This window comes from Rossellomorea sp. ABR4_012, assembly GCF_056159545.1.
Window position 1 is genome coordinate 109,402 of record NZ_JBSWVK010000001.1, and the last position, 26,208, is coordinate 135,609.

The 26,208-nt window shown below is 42.1% G+C and carries 26 protein-coding genes, 1 pseudogene, 2 riboswitches and 1 other annotated feature; of the genes and pseudogenes, 13 read left to right on the top strand and 14 right to left on the bottom strand.

The window, feature by feature from the left end; all coding sequences use genetic code 11:
* Positions 1–115: 115 nt before the first annotated feature.
* Positions 116–604, top strand: coding sequence for a BsuPI-related putative proteinase inhibitor (locus ACXAFV_RS00540; protein ID WP_475123802.1), 489 nt, complete (start codon positions 116–118; stop codon positions 602–604).
* 170 nt (positions 605–774) lie between these two features.
* On the opposite strand, the gene ACXAFV_RS00545 is transcribed toward ACXAFV_RS00540, so the two are convergent.
* Positions 775–1,545, bottom strand: coding sequence for a hypothetical protein (locus ACXAFV_RS00545; RefSeq protein ID WP_475123803.1), 771 nt, complete (start codon positions 1,543–1,545; stop codon positions 775–777).
* A 494-nt stretch (positions 1,546–2,039) separates the two neighbouring features.
* Between ACXAFV_RS00545 and ACXAFV_RS00550 the strand changes: the two genes are divergently transcribed.
* The gene (locus tag ACXAFV_RS00550) at positions 2,040–3,215 is read left to right on the top strand and encodes an FtsW/RodA/SpoVE family cell cycle protein (protein ID WP_475123804.1); all 1,176 of its coding nucleotides are present in this window, start codon (positions 2,040–2,042) and stop codon (positions 3,213–3,215) included.
* A gap of 55 nt (positions 3,216–3,270) precedes the next feature.
* Positions 3,271–3,475, top strand: a binding site (T-box leader).
* A 238-nt stretch (positions 3,476–3,713) separates the two neighbouring features.
* The gene (argS, locus tag ACXAFV_RS00555; RefSeq protein ID WP_475123805.1) at positions 3,714–5,399 is read left to right on the top strand and encodes an arginine--tRNA ligase; all 1,686 of its coding nucleotides are present in this window, start codon (positions 3,714–3,716) and stop codon (positions 5,397–5,399) included.
* Positions 5,400–5,438: 39 nt separating this feature from the next.
* On the opposite strand, the gene ACXAFV_RS00560 is transcribed toward argS, so the two are convergent.
* Complete coding sequence (locus ACXAFV_RS00560) at positions 5,439–5,960, bottom strand: hypothetical protein (protein ID WP_475123806.1); 522 nt, start codon at positions 5,958–5,960, stop codon at positions 5,439–5,441.
* 138 nt (positions 5,961–6,098) lie between these two features.
* Here ACXAFV_RS00560 and ACXAFV_RS00565 point away from each other — a divergent pair, with 138 nt between their 5' ends.
* A complete protein-coding gene (locus ACXAFV_RS00565; protein WP_475123807.1) occupies positions 6,099–6,680 on the top strand; it encodes a YqaA family protein in 582 nt (193 codons plus the stop codon).
* A 322-nt stretch (positions 6,681–7,002) separates the two neighbouring features.
* Here the strand turns inward: ACXAFV_RS00565 and ACXAFV_RS00570 are convergent, their stop codons facing one another.
* From ACXAFV_RS00570 to ACXAFV_RS00580, 3 genes are all read right to left on the bottom strand, one after another.
* Positions 7,003–7,905 (bottom strand): diacylglycerol/lipid kinase family protein, encoded by a 903-nt coding sequence (locus ACXAFV_RS00570; RefSeq protein WP_475123808.1) that lies wholly within the window; start codon positions 7,903–7,905, stop codon positions 7,003–7,005.
* 155 nt (positions 7,906–8,060) lie between these two features.
* Positions 8,061–8,342, bottom strand: a complete 282-nt coding sequence (locus ACXAFV_RS00575) for a hypothetical protein (protein ID WP_475123809.1) — start codon at positions 8,340–8,342, stop codon at positions 8,061–8,063.
* Between the two features lie 68 nt (positions 8,343–8,410).
* Entirely contained in the window at positions 8,411–8,569 is a 159-nt protein-coding gene (locus ACXAFV_RS00580) for an Lmo0850 family protein (protein WP_306471845.1), read from the bottom strand.
* Between the two features lie 157 nt (positions 8,570–8,726).
* Between ACXAFV_RS00580 and safA the strand changes: the two genes are divergently transcribed.
* The 6 genes from safA to ACXAFV_RS00610 all read left to right on the top strand — a co-directional run bounded on the left by safA (position 8,727) and on the right by ACXAFV_RS00610 (position 13,272).
* A complete protein-coding gene (gene safA, locus ACXAFV_RS00585; protein ID WP_475123810.1) occupies positions 8,727–9,347 on the top strand; it encodes a SafA/ExsA family spore coat assembly protein in 621 nt (206 codons plus the stop codon).
* Positions 9,348–9,454: 107 nt separating this feature from the next.
* Positions 9,455–9,955, top strand: a complete 501-nt coding sequence (locus ACXAFV_RS00590; protein WP_475123811.1) for a hypothetical protein — start codon at positions 9,455–9,457, stop codon at positions 9,953–9,955.
* Positions 9,956–10,093: 138 nt separating this feature from the next.
* Positions 10,094–10,510 carry a CBS domain-containing protein gene (locus tag ACXAFV_RS00595; RefSeq protein ID WP_475123812.1) on the top strand — a complete coding sequence of 139 codons (417 nt, stop codon included), beginning with the start codon at positions 10,094–10,096 and terminating at the stop codon, positions 10,508–10,510.
* 161 nt (positions 10,511–10,671) lie between these two features.
* On the top strand, positions 10,672–10,836 hold the full coding sequence (locus ACXAFV_RS00600) for a hypothetical protein (RefSeq protein WP_475123813.1): 165 nt from the start codon (positions 10,672–10,674) through the stop codon (positions 10,834–10,836).
* Between the two features lie 349 nt (positions 10,837–11,185).
* Entirely contained in the window at positions 11,186–12,619 is a 1,434-nt protein-coding gene (locus tag ACXAFV_RS00605; RefSeq protein ID WP_475123815.1) for an alanine/glycine:cation symporter family protein, read from the top strand.
* Between the two features lie 389 nt (positions 12,620–13,008).
* The gene (locus ACXAFV_RS00610) at positions 13,009–13,272 is read left to right on the top strand and encodes a YpbS family protein (protein WP_475123816.1); all 264 of its coding nucleotides are present in this window, start codon (positions 13,009–13,011) and stop codon (positions 13,270–13,272) included.
* Positions 13,273–13,319: 47 nt separating this feature from the next.
* Here ACXAFV_RS00610 and ACXAFV_RS00615 read toward each other — a convergent pair whose 3' ends face one another.
* Together ACXAFV_RS00615 and ACXAFV_RS00620 are read right to left on the bottom strand one after the other, a co-directional pair.
* The gene (locus ACXAFV_RS00615; RefSeq protein WP_475123817.1) at positions 13,320–13,592 is read right to left on the bottom strand and encodes a DUF2187 family protein; all 273 of its coding nucleotides are present in this window, start codon (positions 13,590–13,592) and stop codon (positions 13,320–13,322) included.
* A 365-nt stretch (positions 13,593–13,957) separates the two neighbouring features.
* Positions 13,958–15,160, bottom strand: coding sequence for an MFS transporter (locus ACXAFV_RS00620; protein ID WP_475123818.1), 1,203 nt, complete (start codon positions 15,158–15,160; stop codon positions 13,958–13,960).
* Positions 15,161–15,408: 248 nt separating this feature from the next.
* Positions 15,409–15,513: riboswitch (SAM riboswitch) on the top strand.
* A 130-nt stretch (positions 15,514–15,643) separates the two neighbouring features.
* Between ACXAFV_RS00620 and ACXAFV_RS00625 the strand changes: the two genes are divergently transcribed.
* Positions 15,644–16,960: a Na+/H+ antiporter NhaC family protein gene (locus tag ACXAFV_RS00625; protein ID WP_475123820.1), complete on the top strand. Its 1,317-nt coding sequence runs from the start codon at positions 15,644–15,646 to the stop codon at positions 16,958–16,960.
* A 74-nt stretch (positions 16,961–17,034) separates the two neighbouring features.
* Here the strand turns inward: ACXAFV_RS00625 and ACXAFV_RS00630 are convergent, their stop codons facing one another.
* From ACXAFV_RS00630 to ACXAFV_RS00655, 6 genes are all read right to left on the bottom strand, one after another.
* Complete coding sequence (locus ACXAFV_RS00630) at positions 17,035–17,790, bottom strand: (S)-benzoin forming benzil reductase (protein WP_475123821.1); 756 nt, start codon at positions 17,788–17,790, stop codon at positions 17,035–17,037.
* A 195-nt stretch (positions 17,791–17,985) separates the two neighbouring features.
* On the bottom strand, positions 17,986–18,453 hold the full coding sequence (locus ACXAFV_RS00635; protein WP_475123823.1) for a helix-hairpin-helix domain-containing protein: 468 nt from the start codon (positions 18,451–18,453) through the stop codon (positions 17,986–17,988).
* Between the two features lie 15 nt (positions 18,454–18,468).
* Positions 18,469–20,448 carry an ABC transporter permease subunit gene (locus ACXAFV_RS00640; RefSeq protein ID WP_475123825.1) on the bottom strand — a complete coding sequence of 660 codons (1,980 nt, stop codon included), beginning with the start codon at positions 20,446–20,448 and terminating at the stop codon, positions 18,469–18,471.
* A 195-nt stretch (positions 20,449–20,643) separates the two neighbouring features.
* Positions 20,644–21,312 carry an EAL domain-containing protein gene (locus ACXAFV_RS00645; RefSeq protein ID WP_475123827.1) on the bottom strand — a complete coding sequence of 223 codons (669 nt, stop codon included), beginning with the start codon at positions 21,310–21,312 and terminating at the stop codon, positions 20,644–20,646.
* Between the two features lie 130 nt (positions 21,313–21,442).
* Positions 21,443–21,524: riboswitch (cyclic di-GMP riboswitch) on the bottom strand.
* 108 nt (positions 21,525–21,632) lie between these two features.
* A complete protein-coding gene (locus ACXAFV_RS00650) occupies positions 21,633–22,217 on the bottom strand; it encodes a DNA-3-methyladenine glycosylase (RefSeq protein ID WP_475123828.1) in 585 nt (194 codons plus the stop codon).
* Between the two features lie 97 nt (positions 22,218–22,314).
* A complete protein-coding gene (locus tag ACXAFV_RS00655) occupies positions 22,315–23,367 on the bottom strand; it encodes a DmpA family aminopeptidase (protein WP_475123830.1) in 1,053 nt (350 codons plus the stop codon).
* Between the two features lie 442 nt (positions 23,368–23,809).
* Between ACXAFV_RS00655 and ACXAFV_RS00660 the strand changes: the two genes are divergently transcribed.
* Complete coding sequence (locus ACXAFV_RS00660; protein WP_475123832.1) at positions 23,810–24,595, top strand: CAP domain-containing protein; 786 nt, start codon at positions 23,810–23,812, stop codon at positions 24,593–24,595.
* Positions 24,596–24,638: 43 nt separating this feature from the next.
* Here the strand turns inward: ACXAFV_RS00660 and ACXAFV_RS00665 are convergent.
* Positions 24,639–25,084, bottom strand: a pseudogene (locus ACXAFV_RS00665) (GNAT family N-acetyltransferase).
* A gap of 250 nt (positions 25,085–25,334) precedes the next feature.
* Here ACXAFV_RS00665 and liaG point away from each other — a divergent pair.
* On the top strand, positions 25,335–26,198 hold the full coding sequence (liaG, locus tag ACXAFV_RS00670; protein WP_475123834.1) for a LiaG family protein: 864 nt from the start codon (positions 25,335–25,337) through the stop codon (positions 26,196–26,198).
* The last annotated feature ends 10 nt before the right edge of the window (positions 26,199–26,208 follow it).

The following is a 26,208-nucleotide window of genomic DNA, read 5'->3' on the forward strand; positions in this document are numbered from 1 at the left end:
TACCGAACTTTTAATCCAACATCTTCTGGGTGATTTGTCTTACTTTAATAATAAGGATCAAAGTAGTGAAACTTTTGTGATTTTGGTAAGTCTAATAGAATAGAGGTGATAGGACATGAAGAAGCTGATCATTGCACTGACAGGGGCACTCGTCCTCGGTGGTTTAACCGGATGCGGAACCACCCAAGAACCGGAACAAAACGAGACGGAGACGAGCGGCACCCCTGATTCAAATCAAGCAGAGAAAGGGATTGTTGCAGGTAGTATGGAGCCTTCGTTAATCGAGCAAGAAGCAAAGAATGGACAGCTGGTCTATGAATATAAAATTAAAAATCAAACGGAGAAAGAAAAAACCTTTGTGTTTTCGTCCGGTCAAACCATCGACTTCGAAGTAAAAGATACAAATGGCGAAGTCGTTTACCGTGACTCTGAAAACAAAATGTATACGCAGGCCATTCAAGAAATCACGCTGCAGCAAGGCGAGGAATTTTCACGGAACCTGGTTCTGCCGAAGCTTGACAGCGGATCATACACTCTGACAGTATGGCTGACAGCCAAGGGAGAAAGTCAGTACAAAGTAGTGGAGGACATACTCGTGCCATAAGGAAAAGGATTAATCCAAGTAAAGAAGTTCATTCAACACCACCGGTTGATGAAGCCCTTTACGCAGATTAATCCTTCTCTTATTCTGGCATGGTATTTAAAGAGTAAACAAGGTGCGAAACCGGATTTCATCCCTATACTCTATTCACCACTTTTTCCGCTTGTGCCTGCCTAACGGATAGAGGAACTCCAGCTTTTCGTTTTACGATCGAAAACAAGCAAACCATTTGCAGGGGATTTACTGAATTGCTGATAATCTTCAATCATTTCATCCATGTTGAAATAGTCACCGATGACCCAGATAGGGATTTCGATTTTCCCTCTGCTTACAATGGCCTTTTCAATGGAAATGATCATCCCTTCCTTTATTTTTTCTTTAAATGAAGTGATGATTTGAGAACCGACATCCGGATACTGCTTTTCCTTTTTCATGCCGAATAACCCTTTACCGCCTTTGGCACTTCCCAATTTCGCCGCTACCGTTGAGCCCAATAGTTGATAGAAGGCATCAAAATCACGGTAATAGACTTTATTAAACCATCCATCATCGTGTGAAAGGTAAGCGTATCGGTTATTCAATTTCGAGTAAAAAGGGGCATCGAGCGGTTGTTTCAGATGCCCCATATAGAGAAGCTCTGCAATTTCCTGTCCGTTTAATTCATTGACTCCCGCTTCTTCGTCAAAATCGATCCAGCAGAAGTCACCGTAACTGTCCACGTTGTCATTTATGATCCTGTTCATTTCTTCCTGCTCAACATATTCAAGATGAGTGTGAATGTTAAAGGCACCATGCTCATACTGATGCTTGATCAACAGTAAATTCTTCAGAGGCTGCGGTGTATTTAAAGCAAATTCCTGAAAATTAATCCCGTAGGAGACGACATACTGCCGATCTATATTTTTATGCACATAGATGATATCTTTTGTTTGCTTATTCTTCAAAACATTCCCTCCATCTGATTTCCACGATGCGTATCTAATAGTATCTATTTTAGCAAAGAAATGGGGATATCGTTCTTTTCTATTTCATTTCAAAATGATGACAAAAGTCGCAGGGAATTGTCGAAAAAAGTCATTCAGCAGGAACAGTAACTTATGAAGCAGCTCTAAACTTTATAGGACGCAGTGATACAGAAAGCATAGAACCATCGTTATAGTGTAGAAATGCTTGTTTTTTACAGATGTGACTATTCTAGCTAAATATCTGTGGAAATGTTACATTTGAAATCGGGACTTTTCTGTTTTGACTTTCCAGAAGGGTCATGTAATATATGGAAAAACAATCATTACATACCTATACAAATTCTTCTTTGGGAACAACCCCTCTATATAATTGGCTGAAAAGAAGGGAAATCCGGATGGCAGCCAGTAGAAATTTTCCTTCATTTCTATTAGACTAGGAATGTGAAATCTTACGAAATTCAGGTGAAATGATTATGGAAACTCGCCAGCGTTTTGCTGATAAATTTGACTGGGGTCTTGTCTTTTTATTGATGATGTTTTTTATCGTCAGTGCCCTTGGGATAAGCAGTGCTCAAACCTCAGGTCAATATGGAACAAATTTTGTTATTCGACAAGCTTTTTGGTATGTTGTCGGGGGAATTATTATCGCAGGTGCTTTATTCTTTGATTCAGAACAGTATAAACGCCTTGCTTGGTATATGTATGGCGCAGGGATTCTCCTGCTGCTTGTACTGTTGATTTCACCGGAAAGCATTGCACCCTATAGAAATGGAGCCAAAAGCTGGTTCATGCTCGGACCGCTCGGTTCTATACAGCCTTCGGAATTCATGAAGACATTTCTGATTCTCGCTCTTGCCCGTGTGATTACGAACCATAATGAAGTCACCACCCGGAAAACATTACAGTCAGACTTTCAATTATTATTGAAGATCGGATTTACCACCCTTGTTCCCCTTGCTTTTATCATGAAGCAGCCGGATCTTGGAACATCTCTTGTTATTTTAGCCATCATGACAGGTATCATCCTGGTTTCAGGGATCACTTGGAAACTGATCGTTCCTATTTATGCTTTTCTAGGGGTGGTCGGGGGCATCCTTCTATCGCTCGTCATTTGGGCTCCGGAGTTCCTGGAAAAGTACACAGGTTTCGAACCCTATCAATTTGGACGGATCTATGCCTGGCTCGATCCTTATAACTATTCCAAGTTGGAAGGATTCCATTTGATCAATTCTTTGAATGCCATTGGGTCCGGCCAGATCTTTGGAAAAGGCTATAGCGACGGGGAAGTATATATCCCTGAAAATCATACCGACTTTATCTTCAGTGTCATCGGTGAGGAATATGGATTCATCGGCGCGAGTGTCGTTATCAGTTTATTTTTCCTGTTGATTTATCACTTGACCAAAACAGCCCTGGACACGAAAGAGCCATTCAATGCCTATGTATGCGCAGGTATCATCTCGATGATTACATTCCACGTTTTCCAAAACATCGGAATGACGATTCAATTACTGCCTATCACAGGAATTCCGCTTCCGTTCATCAGTTACGGGGGAAGTTCCTTGATGGGGAACATGCTGGCTCTCGGTATTGTATTCAGTATGAGGTTTCATCATAAGACGTATATGTTCTCTTCAGAAGATTCGTAACATTAGGTGTTGTATTTATCTCCAAAATGTGTAAAATAATATCTAACTATATACAGGATATTCTATGATGAAGAGAGTAATTCTGACGTGGATCCCTTTAGCGAGCCAGGGTTGGTGCAAGCCTGGTGTGAAACCCGGAATGAAACGCACTTCTGAGAAGTCTTTCTTGAAATCAGTAGGGAAAGACCGGATAAAACCGTTAATCAATGAGCGCCCTTCGGGAAAAAGAGTGGTACCGCGAGCTAAAACTCGTCTCTACATTTATGTAGAGACGGGTTTTTTTATTTTTTCCTCTGTTAATCACCGCTGTTGATTTCCGTGCAAGACTTCGCTTTCCGCGGGTGACCCGTGAGCCTCCTCGTCGCTCCGCTCCTGCGGGGTCTCACATTGGCCACTTCTCCCGCAGGAGTCTACGTCTTGCACTCCAATCAACAGCTAGAACTAGTTAAACTAACCCTAGACTTTAACAGAATCAATTATTATTCGGAGGTGGAAACGATGGATTTAAAGAAAGTATTAGCCAAAGAAATAAATTCCCAGGTTCTTTCTTCTTGGTCCGAAGAAGATATTTATACGTTAATTGAAACACCGAAGCATGCCCATCTTGGGGACCTTGCATTCCCCTGTTTTAAGCTGGCTAAGGAATGGCGAAAAGCGCCTGTTGTGATAGCAGGCGAACTTGCCCAGAAGCTTTCTTTCCCCCTATTTTCAAAAGTCGAAGCAGCAGGACCTTATGTGAATGTTCATTTTGATTCAACCTTTGCCGGAAAGGAGATCGTCTCTTCCATTCTTGAGCAAGGTATCCATTACGGTTCCCATTCATTCGGGAAAGGCAAAACCATTGTGTTAGACATGTCTTCACCTAACATCGCAAAGCCTTTTTCCATGGGCCACCTTCGCTCCACCGTCATCGGAAACGCGATTGCCAATCTAGCGGAAAAATGCGGGTATGAAACAGTAAAAATCAATTATATCGGGGACTGGGGCACCCAGTTCGGGAAGCTGATCGTCGCGTTCAAAAAATGGGGCGATGAGGAGAAGGTAAGAGAAAACCCGATAGCCGAATTGTTTACCTTATATAAAAAATTTCACGAAGAAGCCGTTCTAGATCCTTCCCTTGAAGACGAAGGACGAAAAGCCTTTAAACTTCTCGAAGATGGAGATGAAGAAATCACAAAGCTTTGGAAATGGTTCAAGAAAGAATCACTCGAAGCATTTAAGACCATCTATTCCCTGCTTGGGGTGGAATTCGATTCCTATAACGGTGAAGCTTTCTTTAATAACAAAATGGAAGAAGTGGTAGAACTGCTGGAAGAACATCAGCTTCTCGAAACCTCTCAAGGAGCCAAAGTCGTATGGCTGGAAGATGAAACCCTCCCTCCTTGCTTAATCAAAAAAACGGATGGCGCCACCCTCTATGCCACAAGGGACTTGGCAGCCGCCCTTTACCGCCAGCGTGAATATGCTTTTGATGAAGCGCTATACGTGGTGGGACAGGAGCAAACCATCCACTTCAAACAAGTAAAAGGAGTGCTTGAAAAGCTGGGATACGAATGGGCAAATGCCATGAAACATATTCCGTTTGGCCTTTACCTTAAGGATGGAAAGAAAATGTCGACGCGTAAAGGACGCGTCATCTTACTGGAAGAAGTGCTCCAGGAAGCAATCAATATGGCCGGGGAAAATATCAAGAAGAAAAACCCGCACCTCAAAAATGCTGCAGCTGTTGCACGGGATGTCGGGGTTGGGGCAGTTATATTCCATGATGTAAAGAATGACCGAATGAACGATATAGAGTTTTCCCTCGAACATATGCTGACCTTTGAAGGAGAAACCGGCCCTTATCTGCAGTACACACATGCAAGGGCGCAATCGATCCTGAGAAAAGCGGATGCATCCTCACCTACGTTCGAAGGGCTGGATGACTCAGCCAGCTGGGAAGTAATCAAACAGCTTAGACTATTTCAAGAAACGGTGGAAAGAGCATGGAAGAACTACGCTCCTTCCATCCTTGCAAAATATCTGCTAGAGCTTGCCAAGTCGTTTAACAGCTACTATGGAAATACAAAGATCATCAACGATGACCCAAAACAAGGATCCCGTTTAACACTTGTCTTCGTCGTTGCGTCGGTTTTATCACAAGGGCTGACTGTTTTAGGTATCGGATCACCGGACGAAATGTAGAATACCTAAAAATCTTGTCATTATTTCCCGAGAAATGACTTATCTCTTTCTCACTTTCTTTTCTATGCGAATCAGCAAAAAGATAAAAAAGAGCAGCACCATACCAACCAAACCAATCATTCCCCACTTCTTTACAACACTTTCATCAAGATCATCTAACGTGACTTGTTGAGAAGGGGGAACCCCTTTTCCAAGTGATCTTTCTTCTTCTACCTTTTCATCCGCTGAAAAACTACCGCTGCAGGCTGTAATCCGGTAATTCCCTTTATCCTTTTCAGCATAAAATATGTATTCCTGATTTACTTTAAAATGAAAACCGCATGAAGAATTGTCGGTATACACATATACCCCGCTCTTGTTTGTTCCTTTCCATACTTCCGTCACTTCCACCGCACCCATTGTAGAAGCTTCATTTACGTCCACTACATTGCCTCTGAATACCGCACCTGCTTCTTCAAACAACAGATCCGGGCTTCTTTCAACACATTTACAGGCCAGCCCGTTTATGGGAAAACCGATCAAAAATGCCAAAAGTATGACTGCTGCAGCCACTCTCTTCATTCTTCCACCTCATTCTCCCTTTGGGTTTTTGACAAAACAGATATTTCATGACGCTCTACTCAAAAAATGATATACTTTCTTATGTTATTCATAAAACAACGATTGACAATATTTGCATGATGATAAAGGAGATATCTTATGTCTGAATTACTTCACTCTTTTGAAGCCTGGCTGCTGGATTATGGGATTTGGGGACTTATTCTTGTATCGTTTGCCGATTCATCCTTCTTCCCGATCCCGCCAGATGTCCTGTTAATACCACTGGCGATTGCCAACCCGGAAAATGCGCTGCTTTATGCCTTATATACCACTGTTGCTTCAGTCATCGGTGCGTTATTCGGCTGGTGGATCGGTAAAAAGCTCGGACGTCCTATATTGGTCTACCTATTCTCTGAACAACGAATTCAAAAGGTAGAAGGATACTTCACGAAATATGGTCCGATGGCGCTGCTCATAGCGGGTCTAACACCCGTTCCATATAAAATCTTTACGATTTTTGCCGGTGTTTCCGGTGTTAAAATACGAGTCCTGGTCATTTGGTCGATCATTGGACGAGGCATCCGCTTCTTCCTTGAAGGTGCAATCATATTAGCACTTGGCGCCAAAGCAAAACCCTTCATCGAAGAGAACTTCGCACTGCTCACACTCGCAGCAGGCGGAGTGCTAATACTAGCTTACATCATCTACCTGATTATCAGGAAGAAAAAACATACGGTTTAACCTCAAAAGCGGAGGCGGCTTGGTCAGCCCCAACAAGCATAAGATGAATGGGCCGGGAAGGCGCTCTTTGCCTTCTTGGACCATTTAGCTTATGACCTCGAGGGGCTAGCCGCCGGAGCTGGACGATCAAAAGCGCAGGCGGCTTGGTCAGAGGCGACAAGCATAAGACGAAAACCCCGGAAAGGCGCTCTTTGCCTTTTTGGGGTTTTTGACTTATGACCTCGAGCCTCTAGCCGCCGGAGCTGGACGATCAAAAGCGCAGGCGGCTCGGTCAGCCCCTACGCAAAAATAAAGAGAGTATCGGGACAAACCCGATACTCTCTTATTTATTATTCCCTACAATCAACCGTAAGTGGTGCTTCAGCACTTCCAAAGTTTGATACTGCTCTTCATAAAGCTCACCATCCATATCGACCTTTTCTTTATCCTCTAAATGGATGTCTGCCACTGGAGCCTGGATATGGATGATGTCATTGGAAGGGTCACTTACTTCCCCTGTACTTCTTATCATGAAAAATTCCTTCATTAGAGGGAAACCCGTTTTTTTGACCAAATAAATATCAATCAAACCATCTTCAAGATCAATACTGGCAGGCAGCGGGTTCGCACCGATTGAACGTCCATTTGCTGCGAGCAGCATCACTACCTCTTCCCTGTATATCTTGCCATTCGCCGTGATTGTGACAGTCAATAACTGAGGGTCCTGAATGGACTGAAAGGCGCTGATATAATAACTGAGCTTTCCAAGTACACTTTTAGATCCCGCATCGATGTTATCACTCGTCTTAGAAACCAGTCCCGTCCCCCAGAAATTGCTGAAATACCGGTCGCCTGCTTTGACAATATCGATATCCTTTTCACAACGGGATTCAGTAATGGTTTCGACGGCTTGTCTCATATTCATCGGGATGTCCAGGGAGCGTGCAAAGTCGTTGCATGTTCCGCCCGGCAGGATGGCAAGCTTAGGCTTTAAAGAAAGAGGCGCTATTCCATTAACGGCTTCGTGAACGGTACCGTCCCCTCCCATTACCACAACCAGATCATATTCGTGGCCACTGTTACGGCAGATTTTTTCTGCATCGCCCTTGTCTTTTGTTTTATGCACAGTCAACGTATCACAAATATCCAATAGGGGCGGGGTGACTTCCATTAATTGCATTTCCAACTCTCCGCGACCTGCTTTTCCATTACAAACCAATAATATCTTTGAGTAGAAAATAGTCATACGTCACCAACTTAAAAAGTAGTATTTTTACGAAAAAAAGAGGCTGACCCAAAAAGATGAAATGATCACCCTTAAAGGATCAGTCCTTAATGAGCCAATGGTTCTAATGAATGAATAGTGTCTAGACTTTCGTTATTCTTGGGTCAACCTCTTTATTATGCTGTGTTCGACTCTTCTTCTTGAGGAAGGATCGATCGATGTGCTATCCGCAGCCTGCCTTTAATGTAGCTTTGTCCGTCACAGGCAATATGCGTGTTCTGCATCCGATGGATTTCCATCTCTGCAAACATGGCCAGTGCTCGCGACACCTGGTCCAAGGCCAAGTTGAGGCTGTGAAGATCAGAAGGTCGATTCCCACTCATACAGCGGTATGAAATTTCATCTGCCTTCTTCCTGATTTCCATTAATGTCTGAACATCGAACATCACTCTCTCCATACCTTTCCCTCCTTTTCACTACTATTTAGTATATCGTGAAAAAAAGAGAAATATGTCTGGCCAACCTGTTAGGAGTCCTGGGTTAACGTCTTAGGTAACGGCTGATATTGCTTAAGTGAATGAAGAATCTCCCGTCTGGACTTTGTTTTAGAGATATTGACGCCGACATTCGATAATTTGGTTATCACCTTTTTAAAGCGATCGTTCTCCTTTACCACGTTATTCACCTCTTCGATTATATTCGTTATCTATTTGTACGTATGAAGTAAAAAAAGGTTTCACTTTATTCTAGATGGTTTACCTATTCCCTTTAAATGAAACAATAATCCTATTTTTTTGTTTTTTCCTTAGAATATTTCACATTGAATTACACAATTTATAAATATGAAAACAAAATTAGCTATTATTATGGTCGCAATGTCCCTTGCCTTTGGTATTACTGGAATCGACGGGGCTCAAGCAGCCCAGACTTATCATGTAAAGAAAGGAGACACTCTTTGGAAAATTTCCAAAAAGTTTCGAATCGGTTTGTCTGAAATTATTAATGCAAACCCTCAAATCCCTAACCCGGATTTGATTTATCCAAGTCAAAAAATCCATATCCCGAGCATCAAATCCATAAAGTCTGTTGAGCGACAAGTGATTGATCTTACGAATCAGGAAAGACAGAAAGCGGGTCTCGCTCCTCTTCAATTAGACTGGCAGCTGTCCAGAGTTGCACGCTATAAGTCCCGTGATATGAGGGATACTGGATATTTTGCACACAGAAGTCCTCAATATGGTTCACCTTTTGAGATGATGAAGAGCTTTAATGTTCAATACAGTTCTGCTGGTGAAAATATTGCAGTCGGACAGACAAGCCCTGAGCAAGTCGTAAGAGAATGGATGAACAGTCCCGGTCACCGGAAAAATATCCTTAATGGCACCTACACCTATATCGGTGTTGGCTATGCCAAAGGCGGTTCATACGGAACATATTGGACGCAAATGTTTATTTCGAAGTAATCAGTACCCCCCGGATATCCGGGGGTTTTTCGTTTTCTGCCATAATCCCCAGTGAAAAAGCATATGAATGTAAGTAGACGGGCTCTTTCATGAAAAGGGGGAAAATTATGCTTAAGAAACGATATTTCTTTTGTTTACTTATTTTACTTATACTTTTTTGCTGTTCAGGGAATGCAGTTTTCGCAAGCGATCCGATCATCGACTCCATTGATGAGTATTTAAGCAATGAAGAAGCCTATTTCAAAGAAGGAACGGTTACTGTAAGAGATTTCGTCGATACCAACGGGGAAATCATGATTAGTGAAGATGAAACAGAGAGTGTAAAAATAAAGGCTTTGTACATCAGCTATACAGAACAAAGGGACCAGTTTTTCCATTTTACCAATAAAGAGATTTATTACTATGACCTGGACAATAACGAACTTTTATCTTCGTCCTCCGTGGTTTTAAATGATGACCTAAAAGCATTCATCGACAATCATAAAGATGAACTAAACCGCACCATCAACGGTCCTTCCCTGTTCTTGATTCTGTTTTTCATCTTTTCATTTATCATCGCAGGTCCGCTCCTGACAATGGTGTTTCACAGACCTTCCTCGGAAAGATGATCTTATACAAAAGGGTGAGCTGATTCCTTACAGCAGCACACCTTTTTTCAATTAACTTCCTCCGGATCAAAAGAATATTGCAGGCAAATCTTCAAATAATAAAGATTGTACTGCCACAACAATTGAGGGGGAATTTAAATGAAAGTACGCGATATTATGTCGACAAATGTAGAAGCTGCATCTAACCAGGATTCTTTATCAAACGTTGCTTCAAAGATGCAATCCAAGAATGTTGGTTCGGTGCCTGTTGTTGAAAACGGACAGGTTGTCGGTATGATCACGGACCGTGACATTGCCACTCGCGGACTGACGAACGGTACGCAGGGGGATAATGCATCTCAAGTTATGTCTCAAAACGTTGTGACCATTTCACCTGATGCTTCAGCCGAAGAAGCTGCGGCATTAATGTCTCAGCATCAAGTCCGCCGTCTTCCAGTAGTGGAAAACGGAAATCTTGTCGGAATGCTTGCACTTGGAGACTTAGCAGTACAACAGAAATCTGACCAAAGCGCAGGCGGCGCACTAAGTCAAATTTCTGAAAACCATACAAGATAGTCATTATTAAGCAACAAAGAGGCTGAATTCGTTCAGCCTTTTTGTAATCCCCATGTCTCTATACGACATTTTTTTCACATTCAGGCAGGATTTTCTTGTTTTTTCGAGAATATCTTTATTATACAACGGTAATTGAATGTGAGGATGAAGGAGGTATCGGGATGAGTCGTTCAGCTTATTATCGTAAAGAAGTAAGGAATTTCAAGCGGGAAAGCCGCAAGAAATTATTTGTAGACGGTATTCTTGATTTCTTATTTATGCTATTTGGCATTTCCTTGATTACTGGAATATTACTGTTTGTCTTAAGCTATTGGAACTACTATTGATCCCAAAACGGTTCTTTTATACTTTCTGTATCAATCGATATTATTGACTTCATCTACATATGAACCGACCTCTGCCATGGATGATTCCTATGGCTTTTTTCATTTCACATTAAAAATATTATTATTTCGGAATTTAATTTTTTATATCTTAGAATAATGTTTCCCCTCCCTACTCCGTCTTCCTGCTCGTCTTGAATCCCATAAATATCAACTATTTATTATGATGGAATACTTCGAACCCCTTAATTATTTTTGGTAAAATTTAAATATTCAGATAACAACTTGACAAGAGATTTTAATTTTCAGATAATAGTAAGCGTAACCGATTCAAATTTTCGAGGGGGTTATCATGGATATTTTAAACAGTTTGGTAAATGAGGCAAATTCACTATTATGGGGGTACATCTTAATTGGTTTACTGATCATTTTAGGATTGTACTTCACAATAGGATCTAAATTTGTTCAAATTCGCCACATCGGCGAAATGTTCAGGTTATTAGGAGATAAGGATGTTACAGAAGCGGAAGGAAAAAAACAAATCTCTTCTTTGCAAGCATTCTTTATCGGAGCAGGTACTCGAATTGGTACAGGTAATTTAGCAGGAGTAGCCATTGCCTTAGCACTTGGAGGCCCTGGAGCGGTATTCTGGATGTGGCTTGTAGCCATTCTGGGAGGAGCCAGTGCATTTGTAGAAAGTACCCTGGCACAAATTTATAAAGTGAAAGGCAAAGTTGGATTCAAAGGCGGTCCCGGCTACTACATGGAGAAACAATTAGGGAAACGCTGGATGAGTTCCATTTTTGCAGTAACCATCATTCTTTCTTTCGGGACAACCTTTAATGCGGTACAAAGTAACACGATTTCTACAGCATTCAATAATTCATTCGGGATCAGCCCATTAGCAATCGGACTTATATTAGCTGGTTTGACCGCCCTTATCATTTTTGGCGGTGTTAAGCGTATCGCAAGCTTCTCATCTGCAATTGTTCCAATCATGGCGGTCTTTTACATTGTATTGGCATTATTCGTAGTTTTCACGAACATCACCGAAATGCCAAGTGTCATCGCCCTTATCTTCAAGAGCGCATTTGGATTTGAACAGGTGGTGGGCGGAGGAATCGGTGCTGCAATCATGAACGGTGTGAAACGCGGACTATTCTCAAATGAAGCAGGTATGGGTAGTGCACCCAACGCGGCTGCGACAGCATCCATCTCCCACCCTGTAAAGCAAGGATTCATCCAGGCACTTGGAGTGTTCTTTGATACATTGCTTGTGTGTTCTGCAACAGCGTTCATCATCCTTACTTCCGATGCTTACGGATCAGGTTTGACAGGTATTGAGCTGTCGCAGGCAGCTATGTCTGAACATTTTCAATCATGGGCAGGCATCTTCCTGGCCATTGCGATCTTTACATTTGCATTCAGTTCGATCATTGGAAGCTACTATTATGGAGAAGCCAACCTTCCATTTATCAATAATAGTAAAACCGGTCTTCTCATTTATCGCTTCATCGCATTAGGTATGGTCGTATTCGGTTCGATGGCAAGCCTTGATATCGTTTGGGCTCTTGCTGACTTATCAATGGCCCTGATGGCGATTACAAACTTGATTGCCATTGGGATCCTGGCACCTATTGCCTTTAAAGCATTGAACAACTATATGGACCAGCGCAGGCAAGGATTGGATCCTGTCTTCTATGCAGATGACATTCCTGGTTTAAAAGGAGTCGAAAGCTGGCCGAAACGTGGTGAAGAAGTACGAAAGAGAGCAGTTAATGAATAAAATTAATTCATGAATTTCAAGAACAGGCTCACCGTTATGGGAGCCTGTTTTTTTCTATTCGTTGTTTTAAATCTCATAATGTTGGAGTCATCTTGTCCCAGTTGCTAATTGGACTGCAAGACGAAGACTCTCAGGAGAAGAGAAGTGGCTAATCGAGCGCAGATATTGTCGAAAAATCGGTCGTTCGCCCTTATAATTGACATATCGCCCTTAAATTGAAAATTCCGCCCTTATAATCCGAATTTCGCCCATATATCTAGGAATACGCCCTTAAATCCTAACCACTTCCCTAGACCGTGCCAATCATACGATTGAAATGGAGCATTGCCATTTGACCCATAAAAAAGCATAATAAGGACAAGAACATTTCTACTGAGAGGAATGAGAACATGAGTGTACATAAAGACATCACAAAGCATTCAACAAAGCAAAATCAACTTGTACAGAAATTCATGGTGCTGGACCAAGAAAGAGAAAACGCTATCGATGAAGCCGTGAAGCTGTGTCAGGCGGGCGAGGCTTTTTCCACGGACCGGATTAATGAGGCAACACAGAAAATCAATACCCTCGCACGGCAGGGAGTTGTGCCCCAGCGGAAATTAGTGACCACCGAAATGGTCGAGGAATATGCAGGCAGGTTGAATCAACAATAAACAAAAAGGCTGACCCCACGGATAATCGGAGGTCAGCCTTTCATTTATTATGCTTTTAATGCACTGTTCCAGCCATCATATACGAACACCGGCTGAGTTTCGTTTTCTGCACGTTCAACGATTACATAGTTTTTATGAGCGACAACCGTCTGGTTATCAGGAAGGTCCAGCTTTTTAGCAGCATCATTTTTCACTTTGACGATGACCGTGTTTTCTCGTAAAGAAGTCACCACACCGTTAACGATTTGCTTCTTACGTTTAAATTCAATCTTATCTCCAAGGTTTGCATTATTTGTTGAGTACAAGAAGTTGTTGTTCATTGGAATGATCTCCTTTATGGTTTTTAGTTTGTTGGATTGTATATATGTTTAAGTGTTTAGTTGATTGATTCGTATTGTCTTATTTCTTCTTGTACCACTTATTGAGAAAATTCAAACCTTTAACGAAAAAATTTTTTTGAAATTATTTTTTATATCCAGCCATCCCATTTTCAAAAGCCTCTCGGTCTCCGTTTTCTATTCCAAATAACGCTTCTTGCAAAGCGAACGTACTTTTATAAAAATTTACCCTTTTCAGGAATGAAGTTATTTCAGGATAATGAGGGATCATAAATAGCTGATCTGAAATCTTCTTTTCCTAAAAAAGACGCCTCCCAAAGATTTCTCTTCAGAAAACGTCTCATAGATTAGTAGGCCAGTGCCTGCTTCTTCTCTTCCTTCATCAAAATAAAACAAAGGAGAATACCTATCAAGGATAGGAGTGCAAAGAACAAATAGACCGCATAGATTGAAAATGTTTCAAGAATGAAGCCGCCGACGAACGTACTGAACCAGTTTCCAAGGCCGTTTCCGATTGCAGAATAAATGGTGACGGCTGTGGCCGTGATATGAGAAGGCGTGATTTCTCTTATATAACGCAGTCCAGCCGGAACAAACAGTCCGATTGCAAGGCCCTGCATGACAGCAGAACTGTAAACGAGCAAGAGGCTTGGTTCCGTAAAGTAGAACAGCCAGCGGAGCATGGAAGCCGCCCCTGCCAAAGCCGCTACGGTCAACAAACCGAACCGGTCAATCCAATTACCTGCAACCCTCATAAATGGTACTTCAGACAGTACCGCAATCAAGAAAGCGAGTCCGATTCCCGCATATGTACCGCCTGAATCTTCTACAAATAAACCAAAGTACGTATTATTAGCCAGATTCGGACCGAACACCATGAAAGTGACGGCCAAGAAAATCAAAAACTTTTTAAGAGTAAATAATTCCTTCATTCCCGCTTTCAAATCCAGTTTGGCAGAGGCGCGTTCCTTAGGAAAACGGAAAGCCAGCACAGCCGACATGACCAGGCAAACGAAGAATGCGTAGAAAATGATGGTCGGGCCGATAAAACCTTCTGACAGTTTTCCCATCACATACACGGCAACACCGAAGCCCAATGATCCAAATAATCGTATATTTCCATAATTATATCGCACTTTACTTGTGTACTTCAGACTGATACTGTCTGAAACGGGTATGATCGCGCTCTGGAAAACAGCAACCAGAATCGCGATCAGAAGGAGTCCGTAGTAAAGGTCGGTCACTACATACCCAAGGGCAAACATCCCGGCAACCAATGAAGTAAAGGCCAGCACCTGTGTCGGACGATTCGTCGTATCACTCACCATTCCCCAGATAGGCTGAAAGAATATCATCATAATGGGGCCGATCGACATGATGGTCCCGATCTGGTATCCATTCAATCCAACACTTTCACTTAAATACACACTTAAAAGCGGGTATAGACTGCCCACACCAAAAAACGTCAAAAAATAAAAGCCTTGCAAGGTAAAGACTTGATTGCGTATCGTTCTTTCCACTTCCGTATCCTCCAGATGTTTTTTATCCATATAATACTAGCCCTATTTTAGAAGATTGTAAATAAAGCCGTTCCTTTTTATGGATAAACCATAGCCTATATAAAAATGATTCAACAGCCGATAAACCCTATTGCTTTCAAGCTCTATGGAACTAAATCACGATGGCTGGAAATTTTTTTTGAACGAATAGTACAGAACACAAACAAATTTCCGTTTGACTTTTCCTCTTAAACGCCTTAAAGTATGTAAGTATAATTTTAAATGAATATGACGTATTCTTCTTATCCAGAGAGACGGAGGGACTGGCCCTACGATGTCTCGGCAGCGGACTCCTTACGAGTGCTGTGCCACATCCAGCAAGCATATTGCTTGAAAGATAAGAAGAGTGTTTCTTTTATTGGGAACCTCTTCTTATCGGGAAGAGGTTTTTATTTTTATCCAGCAAGGTACTAATCATATCGTGGTTATTACCATCGCAATCCATTCTAGTCAATTGTCAAAGGAGTTGTTCAAATGTTTAACGAAAAAGGAAATCTTCTGGCATTACTGCCATTACTCATATTTGTTTCACTCTTCCTCGGTGCGGGGATCATTTCAGGAGATTTTTACGCATTCCCAGTATTAGTTTCCATTATAATCGCAGCTGTAGTGGCGTTGTTCATGAACCGAAAGGACTCCCTGAATAGTAAAGTGGAACGCTTTGCCAAAGGGGCCGGACACCCTGATATTATGATCATGGTCTTCATCTTCCTTTTAGCAGGAGCATTCTCGGGAGTCGCTGAAAAAATGGGCGCTGTTGATTCAACGGTGAATCTGGCTCTATCTGTACTTCCGGAAAACCTTCTGATCGTTGGATTATTTTTAATTGCAGCATTTGTTTCATTATCCATGGGTACTTCAATGGGTACGATCGCGGCACTTGCGCCGATCGGTGTAGGAATCAGTTCGGGTACGGACATCGCCATGCCTGTTGCGATGGCTACGGTCATCGGTGGTGCGATGTTTGGTGACAATCTCTCATTCATTTCTGATACAACGATTGCAGCCGTCCGTACGCAGAAAACGGAAATGAAAGATAAATTCAAAGTGAACTTCTTTATCGTTCTGCCAGCAGCTATTCTAACGATGGTGATCTTATACTTTATTACGGCAGGCAATCAGTCAACGGTTGATACCGAGGCCTTTAACTGGGTGAAAATCCTCCCTTATCTGGGAGTCATCATCGGCGCACTTGCAGGATTGAATGTGTTTGTCGTGCTATTCGGAGGGATCGTGCTCTCTGGAATCATCGGATTTGCCGATGGAAGCTTTACTCCTTCCAGCTATTTTGGAAGCATTGCCGATGGAATGACGGGAATGGCTGAAATTGTGATTTTGACCGTCCTTATCGGAGGTGTGGTTGAACTAATCCGTTATAATGGCGGAATACAGGCGCTGCTTTATCTTGCCACCCGCAAGATCCGCTCTCCACAAGGGGCACAACTGGCGACGGCCGGACTTGTAAGTTCAACAAACCTTTGTACGGCAAACAATACGATCTCTATCATCATTGCAGGTCCGCTTGCGAAAGAAATCGGTGAGAATTATGGAGTCGATTCTCGTAAGTCTGCAAGTATCCTGGATATATTCTCTTGCTCCGTACAAGGCTTGATCCCATATGGAGCACAAGCGTTATTAGTAGCAGAAACAGCAGGAATCTCGCCATTAAGTGTTATTCCATATGCTTTCTATCCGATCCTGACAGCAGTATGCGGGTTGGTTGCGATTCGATTTGCACTACCGAAGTTTACACGATCAAAAGCACCTAAGCCGAGCACTGCACGTTCATAATAAGTACAAAAGAGACAAACCCATTTATCGGGTTTGTCTCTTTTTTTTGTTTATTTTAATAATATCCATTGAATTTATAACAAGTCATTCACATGATATAGCTTACCAGTTTCAACATCCGATTCGGTCACAAGCTTTACGAGGACCTCAGCTACTGTATCCGTGTCCCTAAGCATTCCTTGTTCTTTGTAACGCTTAAAGTTTTCAACATCGGCGAATGCTTCTTCTGAAGAAGAACGGATGGTTCCCTGCATATCCGTATCCATTACCCCAGGGCTGAACGCAATCACTTTATGTGCACTGCCCTTTTTTGAAAGCTCAAGACTTACGGTTTCCGTCAGCATATTGATCCCGGCTTTCGTGGAACAATACGTGCTCCATCCATAAACAGGTCTGCTCCCGGCACCAGAACTCACATTGACCATGATTAGCCTGCTTTCTGAACCTTGGGAGGCTTTCAGCATTTCATTCGTAACAATCATAGGAGATAGCAAATTGACATTCACACTCTTTTCAAGATCCGTGTTCTCAACCTGCCCGGAAGGATTGATGGGTGTCACGACCCCGGCATTTTGAATCAAGAAGATCCGGTCAGCATCCGACTTAAATACTTGTTCTCCCGCCTTTTGTGCTGCGCTCTCTGTTTCTCCTGGATTGGAAAGATCGCATTGGATATACTCGTAGGAGACTCCTTCCCCAACACACATTTCCTTTAATGCGTCATTATCCGAACGGGAAATGTTAATAAGCGAAATCCCTTTCTTAATGAACAGCTTAGCGATTGACTCCCCCAACCCCCGGGTGGCGCCTGTAACAATGGCATAATCCATGTGATCCTCTCCTTTCTTATATGATTGATTATATAGGAGACGCTTTGAATCACAAAAATTTTTGATTTTCGTTGTACACCGCTGTTGATTTCCGTGCAGCAGCTAGATTCCGTTATTTATTAAAATAAACTTTATAGCTAACTAATGAAAGAGCTTCACCATTTAAAAGTGAAGCCCATTGGGGTTAAATATACCTTAACGCCCCTCATCCCAGGCCTTTGTCGGCCGGTCGTCAGGGTAGCCATATTTTTCCCGATATGCTTTTCTTTCTGAGGTAAAATCCCACCAGTTCTTCTCACTGTCAGGGTGCCTTGCATGGTGGACGACACATCTCAAGGAATCTTCTACACAGGGATCCATCCACACCCCGTACTTCTTTTCGAGGTTGTTGATCAGGTCTTCTCCTTTTTCTTGTTTGATATCATTAAAAGAATAGAACTGTAAGTCTTCGACTACGTTGTGGGCCATGTTCGGACCGATGGAAGGAATCTGTTGGAAAATGGACATTCCCACCAGGTATCTGGCTCTTTCAAAGGGGATTTCCAGTCTTTCACTCAGTTCTTCAGGAGTAATCTGATTTACCATGCTTAGTTTTATTTTCGCTCGGCGAAGTAATGTTCTTTCCTCATCTGTCAAAGGAAGTTTAGGACTTTTATTGCTCATATCTTTCAACTCCTTCTATCCTTTATACGTCTGCTGCTTTGTCAATTGAAAATCTCCCATTACAGGATGGTACGCTTTCTTTTTCATTGATTTGTGTTTGCTCTTGATAGGGGTATTGTTTATCAGCACGCCCACCTTTTGCTGCTGGATTTCCTTTACTCCTTGAACAATGAGCTGCATCGCTATAATGGTGATCATAAATGCCACCAGGGGAGCCATGACAATCCAATATTTCCCTGTCATCAGTGAATATCTGGCTGAGCTTATTAAGCCTGACCATTCAAAGGTCCCTGATTTAGGGGGATCTGGCATATCTCCACCCGAAATGATGGTCCCTCCAAGAAATAGGTGGAACAAGCCTAAATGTACTAGAATCAATAGAGTCTGAATAAACTGGTGGCCGAAGATAATGAACAATCTCGGTGCAAGATGAGGGAATAAGTGGGTCCAAAGCAAATGCTTATTGCTCCCTCCCAATAGTTTCGCAGATAGCACAAAATCCTTTTTCCCTATCAGCTTCATTTCATTTCCGATTAATACCGTGGTTAACGGCAGTACGAGTATCGTGAGGACCATTGCTTCAAACACAAGGCGTTCAAACATTGAGTTATCCCAACCAAGTACGGGCAATCCCCATAAAACAGGTCTAAGCAGCAGGTATGCAATCAAACTCAGTGGAAGAAAGTGTATGGAATCAATCAGCCGATCGAGCCAATTCTTCCTTCTTTCTTTTAGATGAAAATGATAAAACACTCCTAAATAAAATCCGCCTATGACCCGTAATAAGGCAACAATCAAAGCAAACAGCAGCGTATATTTCGCCCCGACAATCAGTTGATCCATAATGCTGTACCCATAAATATCCGATCCAAGGATCATTTGGTCGGACGGTTCATGCGGAGGACCTGAAACAATCCGGCCTTCATCATTTTTCAGATATTTAATGTAATGGATTGGATTCTCCTTAAATAACGGGTAGAGAAAGCTATACATAATCATAATAAACAATGCACTGCACCCTAAAGCAAACTTAGGGTTGTGCATATGCTGCCACCACAATTTTCTGATGGCAGCAAGCCATCCCCATATCCGCCATTCAGTCCATTTTGTTTTGTCCTTTTTATACTTGGTGTCATCTTCATTACTGGCTGAATTAACCCACAGGTATACACCCTGATAAACAACGAAGAAAGGCGTGAAAATCAGAATGAGCGAAATGGCGATGACCATCGGCCTGAAATCCTGCACGATATAGTATGTGATTCCTCTCATATTAAAAATGGTTTCAATGACAAATAAGCTTGAAAGCATTCCCCAAATGATGATTTTTCCATGATAAAAAAGGCTTGGTGAAATATTTTTAGATACATGGGACAACAGGATTTTTCCCTTGGACATGCCTTTACTCTGAGCAAATTCAATATGAGGCTTTAAGAGTTCTTCTTCTGTTATCAGAAGAAGAATACGAAAGAACGAGATCATCGGGATGATCGAGAGGGTAATCATGGGTGCAAGATAGACTTTTTCATCTCCCAGTTCCGTAAACTGCATGAGCTCGAAGCCGAATTTTTTAAAGACGAAGACAATGAACAACTGGAGCATGAAAGCAAACATAAGATCCGGAACAGTTTCCAGGAGGTTCAACAGTTTCTTTAGAGGTGATGATAACCAACGGGGAAGAAATACCGTAATGATAGTCAAAATAAGCCCGAATCCAAGTCCGATTGCCAAGGCCCCGCCTAATACTTGCAAAGAATACAGATAAGGGCCCCAAAGCATATCCATGAAATGTTCCGTATATCCTTTATATGAATAACTCCAATTTTCTTTATCCCAAAACGCAAAGAAAAACTTAATCACTTCTTCGGAGTACCCGATAAAGTTATACAGTCCCCTTTCTCTCATGGCTTGAGGGGCAACGCTGATGGCAATGATCCCTAGAAAACCAAGAAAATAATAGAACACGAATTTTAGTGGAAACCTCAAAAATCTCATAGTAATCCCCTTTTTATCTTTTTCTTCAGTTTAATGGATAATGTAAATTTTTTCAATTTTATTTCAATTTTAACAATTCAGTATCAAATAAATAGCGGAACGGCTCATTGAGACACAGCAATAAAAACTTTTAAGCATATAAAAAAATCAGGACACTCAGTCATGATGGTGACTAAGCATCCCGATCTTCCTTATTTATGCCAGCAGCTGACTCGGACGGCCCAGAAAATAGCCCTGCCCGATTGTGATGCCAAGTTGCTTGGCCACAAGCATATCTTCTTCCTGTTCAATTCCTTCTAAAATGATGAGTGTATCGCTTCCGTAAAATTGATTAAAGAAAGAGATAAAACGCTGTTTCCTTTCACTCTCAGCAAGATTTTTTGCAAAGTATCGATCAAGCTTGATAATGTCAGGTTCAAATTCTATGGACTTTTTTATAGAGGCTGTTCCTTGCCCGAAATCATCAATGGCATATAAAACATTGTATTGTTTTAGATTCTTTAGAGCCTTCAGCAATAACGGATTCTGCCAGAGCTCATCTGAAGTTGATTCATTCAGCTCGAAAACAAGGCGCCCTTGAAGTTGAGGGTAGGTCTCCATGAGATAGTCGAAATATCTATGAAAGCTTGGATGTAAGATCGTGGTCACATACACATTCAAGAACAGTTTTCCGTTTTGATTCCGATTATGCAAGAATCCCTCGATTGCTTTTGAAATCGATAAGGTATCAAGCTTATACAATATGTTAGCCCTCATTGCTGTCAAAAAGCGTCTCTGGATTCTCCTGATGTGTATTCCTGAGCAGCGCTTCATATCCGTAAAGCGATAGACAGCGATCAATTGTGTATAAAGGCTGATAATCATGATAAATAAAGTCCTCTTGAAAAATCGTAAATATATTCATAAAACCCCTGTACTCTCTTTATCGTATGTTTTTGGAACAGAACTCTTTTTCTTAAATAAAAAAACCACATGAAAGAACGCTTGGATTACGTTCGTATGTGGTCGGTTGCGCTACTAGCTCCCCTGAATGTAAGCGCCCATCTATCATTCAGGTTCACAGCTCCCAATGCGAAATTTATCATTTTATGTAGAAAACAATCTTAATAAGTAAAATATACCATAAAACTAGTACATTGGGAGTATTTTTTCATTATTTATTTGAAAATTTAGAATCTGTTGTGCTATCTGGAAATATAAAGGTTCCCTTTAACCCAGTAGCGCCATGGATAATCCCTTGCTTCCCCTGTGTTATCGATGCCGATTCTTTTACCGGAAGCAATTTCGGGAGGGGTATACCCCTCCGCGATGATAAGCGGCGGTTCAGTATAGAACCTCCCATAGTCCTCCATGGTAATCCCTAAAGCTTTCGTCAATTTACCTGGACCGCTCGTCCAGTTTTTCATCGGATGGCCTTTTCTTCTTTCTTTCATTAACTCCAGGCCCTCCAACGGTTCGACCGCCCTGATTAAAATAGCGTTCGGCACCCCGACTCCAGCGGATACCACATTGACGAGGCAATGAGTATGCATCAAATATGTATATACCCGGCCCGCTTCATGGAACATGATTTCCGTCCGCTTTGTCCGGCGATTTCCAAAGCTGTGGGCGGCCCTGTCTTCGGGACCCAGATAAGCTTCAGTTTCCACGATGTAGCCTGAAGCGATTCCTTCCTCGGTTTCTTTTACGAGCACACACCCTAAAAGTGATTGAGCAAGATCTAAGGTGGGCAGTTCGTAAAAAGAGAGAGGCAAAGGTGTGTAGTTCATCTTTTTCACATCCCTTACGTAATCCTTCCTTTTATATTTCCTCTTTTCCTGGAGGAAAAAACCTTTTATGATGGCAAGACTTTGCTTTCCTTTTTCATTATCTCCTTAAACAGGTCAGTCGCTCCAATGGAATGGCTTCCACTCTCCGGTCATTTCTTCCTGTCGTCGTTTCCGCTTTAGCCAAGGCATTCCATATTGCTTCCTCGACACTATCAACAGCCATTTCAAAAAGTGTTGAAATAATCTCACCATCTTCTTTAATGAACGAGTATGTTAATGTATTGTCTTCAGATGGTTGATGCGGCACCTTGTGGGCTGTGGAAAACGCAAGGACAATATCACCGCTTCCGTGGGCCGCATAAGAACCGGTCCTTGAAAGGCCGAATGACGCCCGCTTAGCCAGCCGCTTAAGCTGCCTTTCATTCATCGGAGCATCTGTTGCCAAAATAATCATAATGGATCCATCAGGAACCTCACCCTCTTCCTTTTCAACTTCCACAGGGATGCGCAAATCACTGCGTCTGCCGAAATTCGTTACCACAAGCGCACCTACCGAATATAGCTCTTCGCTAAATCTGTGCTGCCGTGAACTTGTCCCAATGCCTCCCTTATATCCTAGACATAGCATTCCAGTTCCTGCGCCTGCACACCCTTCTTCAACCAATTCCGAGTGAGCTTTATGTATTGCTTCTTTCGCATCTTCAGGGGTCACATGGAGCCCCCTGATGTCATTCAGATACCCATCATTGCACTCCCCGACAAACACATTGACCGTCCCTGTTGTATCTCCAATCTCCGGGCATTCCTCCATTAAATATTGGACCGTCCCCTTCATGACATCCCCGACAGAAAGTGTATTGGTCAGCATGATTGGACTTTCCAACACACCCAGTTCCTCGATTTGTATCGTCCCCGCCGTCTTACCGAATCCGTTGATCACATGGCTGGCAGCGTACACTTTTTCCCTGAAAATATTTCCTTCATGGGGCAAAACAGCCGTCACACCTGTACGTACCGTTTCCCCGTTTTTTTCATAATAAAGTGTCTGATGCCCCACTTTAACACCTTTAATATCAGTGATGCTGTTAGCTTGCCCGCAAGAATAAGAACCAATCTCCACTCCCAGGTCACGCAATCTTTTTCTTACCATTAAAGCGAACACTCCTTTATGACATGTTACTTTTACAATTCGATTCTGAACATATTATTACCTTTTTTGCAGCGGCAATATTGATCTTCTTCTGGTGCCTGGCTCAATTCCACCGATTTGTGCCTGGCTCAATTCCATCGATTTGTGCGGCTCAATTCCACCGATTTGTGCCTGGTTCAATTCCACCGATTTGTGCCTGGTTCAATTCCACCGATTTGTGCCTGGCTCAATTCCACCGATTTGTGCCTGGCTCAAATTAGCCTTTTTGAGCCAGGCACCATCTCAAGACACCTTATCAACACTTCTACCTATCGCACTCCCCAATTCTCCCACATATTTCAGAGGATATCGCCTGCAGAAGGTGCAAATATTAATAACTGTCATCAATCCTGGCCAATTTCGGCAGGGAGAATGCACCATAAACCAATTGGAGGATATAAAATTGAAAAAACATCTTAGATTGTTAAGCATATGTACGATCATTCCCTTAATGCTCTTAACTGCATGTAACACAAATAATGGGAATGATAACCTCACAGGTACCCAAGACGTGACCTATGATCCTGTTAGCTACGGGAATGCTGATAAACCTCGAACCGACTTAGATCGAGATCGCAACAGAATGGCGGACATGGGCGGGTTTGATGTAAATGATCGTAATCAAACTGCTCTTCACCGTTTTATGGCCCCGCTTGATCCAAATGGACAATTACGCGAGTTTACACATTTAGATCCGGGTGAAGCGTTCACTCCTGACGAGGATAAAAAAGCTGAAGAACCAAATACCGCACAACCCGAGCCACCGGCAAATCAGCCTCAGGAAAAAGCTCAACCTTCAGAAGCAAGCGGGTTTGTGAAACAGGTAATCGATTTAACAAACCAGGAACGTAAAAAGAATGGACTTGGTGCTTTAAAAGCAGACGGCGAACTATCCAATGTAGCTGAAATGAAATCAGAGGATATGAAAGATAAGGATTATTTTTCACATACTTCCCCGACATACGGATCTCCATTTGAAATGATGCAAAACTTCGGGATCCAATATTCATCTGCAGCGGAAAACATTGCAGTTGGACAGGAATCACCTCAGTCAGTTGTAGACGCTTGGATGAACAGCCCGGGTCACCGCAAAAACATCCTGAATGGGCAATTGACACATATAGGTGTCGGAATAGCAAAAGACAATAGCCAAGGGATTTACTGGACACAGATGTTCATCGCAAAATAATTCCATAAAAAGAAGGACCGATTTGAATCGTGTCCTTCTTTTTTTACAAGTCCAGCTTCATAAATTTATTTAGATCCAGGAATCCCAATTTTTCATAAAGCTTTATCGCTTGTTCATTGCTGCTATAGACATTCAAACGGACTTCATCATGATCCATCTCTTTCATCTCTCCCAGTGCCTGTTTCAATAGGACGTCGCAAAGCCTTTGCCCCGAAACGATTTCTTTACATACACATCATTGATCCAGCCAATTTCTTTTCCTGTTACCCAATCGGTGCTTTTATCCACCTGCACCCAGCCCGCCAGTTTTCCGCTTGATCTGGCTGCAAGAAAATAAGCACCAAACTTTTTGGAGTGCTCATAAGCCTTAATCATTTCTTCTTTATGATTTTCAAAAGGAATCCCTGTTGCTTCTTCTCGATTTACACCTGCTAATTCATAAATTTCGGCAATTTCTTCTTCAGTAGCTCTTCCTACTATAACGGACATTATTGATCCTCTCCTCTGATAATGACTGTAGCATTCCCTATTATAAATCAGAATAATTCGAAAAAAATATTCCTTTTTTGCTCTGGCATAGCAGGATGCTGAAATCAGCAACAAAGGAGTTCATTGCTTACTGCCCGATACGTCTCAGGACTGAGTGAAAAATAATTCTGGAGCGTCATTGTTGGAATTGGAGGCTTCGAGTAAAATAAAACTATAAATTGGAAAAACAAACCAAAGTGAGGGGATGTAGATGAAGAATATCTTTGCTGTCATCATTGCGATATTGGCTTTAGGTGCTCTTTACACTATTTTAAATGATCAAACATCGTTGTTTGCCAAAGAAAATAAATCAGGGGATTCCGTAAAAGTGTCAAACGATGTGGATTCAATTGACTTGCTGCTGGAAAGTGGTGAGACAGAAATTATTCCTACTGATGAGAATGAAGTGAAAGTCGAAATTGACGGAAATGGAAAACTCACGCTGAAAGAGAAAGTAAACACGATCGAAGTTGAGGTGAAGCATAAATGGTATCAATGGATTGCATTCAATCGCAAATCAGATATCACCGTTTATATTCCAAAAGATTATGACCGGGACTTGAACATTGAACTTGGTTCTGGTGAAGTTGTATTTACAGGCGGATCCACATCCAACCCAATGAAGCTGGATACATTCTCAGTAAGGATGGGATCAGGTGACATGGAACTGGCTCACTTCGATACAAATTTATTCGATCACAAAGGGTCGTCAGGTGACATAAACATCGATAACTTAACAACTAAAGACGGGAAAGTGGATCTAAGCTCAGGCGACGTCGAAATCTTGAATTATGAGGGGCCGCTTAGCGGGGATGTTTCTTCAGGTAGTATTTCTGTCATGATGAAATCGCTGAAAGGGGATATAGACTTTGATATTAGTTCAGGCGAAGTAAACCTGGACCTCCCGGATGACGCCAGTTTCACCCTGGATGGGCGTGCAAGCAGCGGTGATGTTTCATCAAATTTCCCGCTAAAGGATAAAAAAGATGAGAATGGCGATCTCAGCGGTACAGCAGGGAGCGGGAAGTACAAAGTGAAGGCTTCTGTTTCAAGCGGCAGTGTGGATATTTATTAATAAAGTGTCA

Excerpts from the sequence above, each read along its gene's own strand:
- safA (WP_475123810.1), top strand. The coding sequence starts at position 8,727 with ATGAAAACAAAATTAGCTATTATTATGGTCGCAATGTCCCTTGCCTTT.
- ACXAFV_RS00615 (WP_475123817.1), bottom strand. The coding sequence starts at position 13,592 with ATGAACAACAACTTCTTGTACTCAACAAATAATGCAAACCTTGGAGAT.
- ACXAFV_RS00575 (WP_475123809.1), bottom strand. The coding sequence starts at position 8,342 with ATGGAGAGAGTGATGTTCGATGTTCAGACATTAATGGAAATCAGGAAG.
- ACXAFV_RS00560 (WP_475123806.1), bottom strand. The coding sequence starts at position 5,960 with ATGAAGAGAGTGGCTGCAGCAGTCATACTTTTGGCATTTTTGATCGGT.
- ACXAFV_RS00540 (WP_475123802.1), top strand. The coding sequence starts at position 116 with ATGAAGAAGCTGATCATTGCACTGACAGGGGCACTCGTCCTCGGTGGT.
- ACXAFV_RS00635 (WP_475123823.1), bottom strand. The coding sequence starts at position 18,453 with ATGAGCAATAAAAGTCCTAAACTTCCTTTGACAGATGAGGAAAGAACA.
- ACXAFV_RS00610 (WP_475123816.1), top strand. The coding sequence starts at position 13,009 with ATGAGTGTACATAAAGACATCACAAAGCATTCAACAAAGCAAAATCAA.
- liaG (WP_475123834.1), top strand. The coding sequence starts at position 25,335 with ATGAAGAATATCTTTGCTGTCATCATTGCGATATTGGCTTTAGGTGCT.
- ACXAFV_RS00595 (WP_475123812.1), top strand. The coding sequence starts at position 10,094 with ATGAAAGTACGCGATATTATGTCGACAAATGTAGAAGCTGCATCTAAC.
- ACXAFV_RS00630 (WP_475123821.1), bottom strand. The coding sequence starts at position 17,790 with ATGGATTATGCCATTGTTACAGGCGCCACCCGGGGGTTGGGGGAGTCA.
- ACXAFV_RS00640 (WP_475123825.1), bottom strand. The coding sequence starts at position 20,448 with ATGAGATTTTTGAGGTTTCCACTAAAATTCGTGTTCTATTATTTTCTT.
- ACXAFV_RS00565 (WP_475123807.1), top strand. The coding sequence starts at position 6,099 with ATGTCTGAATTACTTCACTCTTTTGAAGCCTGGCTGCTGGATTATGGG.
- ACXAFV_RS00625 (WP_475123820.1), top strand. The coding sequence starts at position 15,644 with ATGTTTAACGAAAAAGGAAATCTTCTGGCATTACTGCCATTACTCATA.
- ACXAFV_RS00600 (WP_475123813.1), top strand. The coding sequence starts at position 10,672 with ATGAGTCGTTCAGCTTATTATCGTAAAGAAGTAAGGAATTTCAAGCGG.
- ACXAFV_RS00590 (WP_475123811.1), top strand. The coding sequence starts at position 9,455 with ATGCTTAAGAAACGATATTTCTTTTGTTTACTTATTTTACTTATACTT.
- ACXAFV_RS00620 (WP_475123818.1), bottom strand. The coding sequence starts at position 15,160 with ATGGATAAAAAACATCTGGAGGATACGGAAGTGGAAAGAACGATACGC.
- ACXAFV_RS00550 (WP_475123804.1), top strand. The coding sequence starts at position 2,040 with ATGGAAACTCGCCAGCGTTTTGCTGATAAATTTGACTGGGGTCTTGTC.
- ACXAFV_RS00655 (WP_475123830.1), bottom strand. The coding sequence starts at position 23,367 with ATGGTAAGAAAAAGATTGCGTGACCTGGGAGTGGAGATTGGTTCTTAT.
- ACXAFV_RS00605 (WP_475123815.1), top strand. The coding sequence starts at position 11,186 with ATGGATATTTTAAACAGTTTGGTAAATGAGGCAAATTCACTATTATGG.
- argS (WP_475123805.1), top strand. The coding sequence starts at position 3,714 with ATGGATTTAAAGAAAGTATTAGCCAAAGAAATAAATTCCCAGGTTCTT.
- ACXAFV_RS00570 (WP_475123808.1), bottom strand. The coding sequence starts at position 7,905 with ATGACTATTTTCTACTCAAAGATATTATTGGTTTGTAATGGAAAAGCA.
- ACXAFV_RS00650 (WP_475123828.1), bottom strand. The coding sequence starts at position 22,217 with ATGAACTACACACCTTTGCCTCTCTCTTTTTACGAACTGCCCACCTTA.
- ACXAFV_RS00645 (WP_475123827.1), bottom strand. The coding sequence starts at position 21,312 with ATGATTATCAGCCTTTATACACAATTGATCGCTGTCTATCGCTTTACG.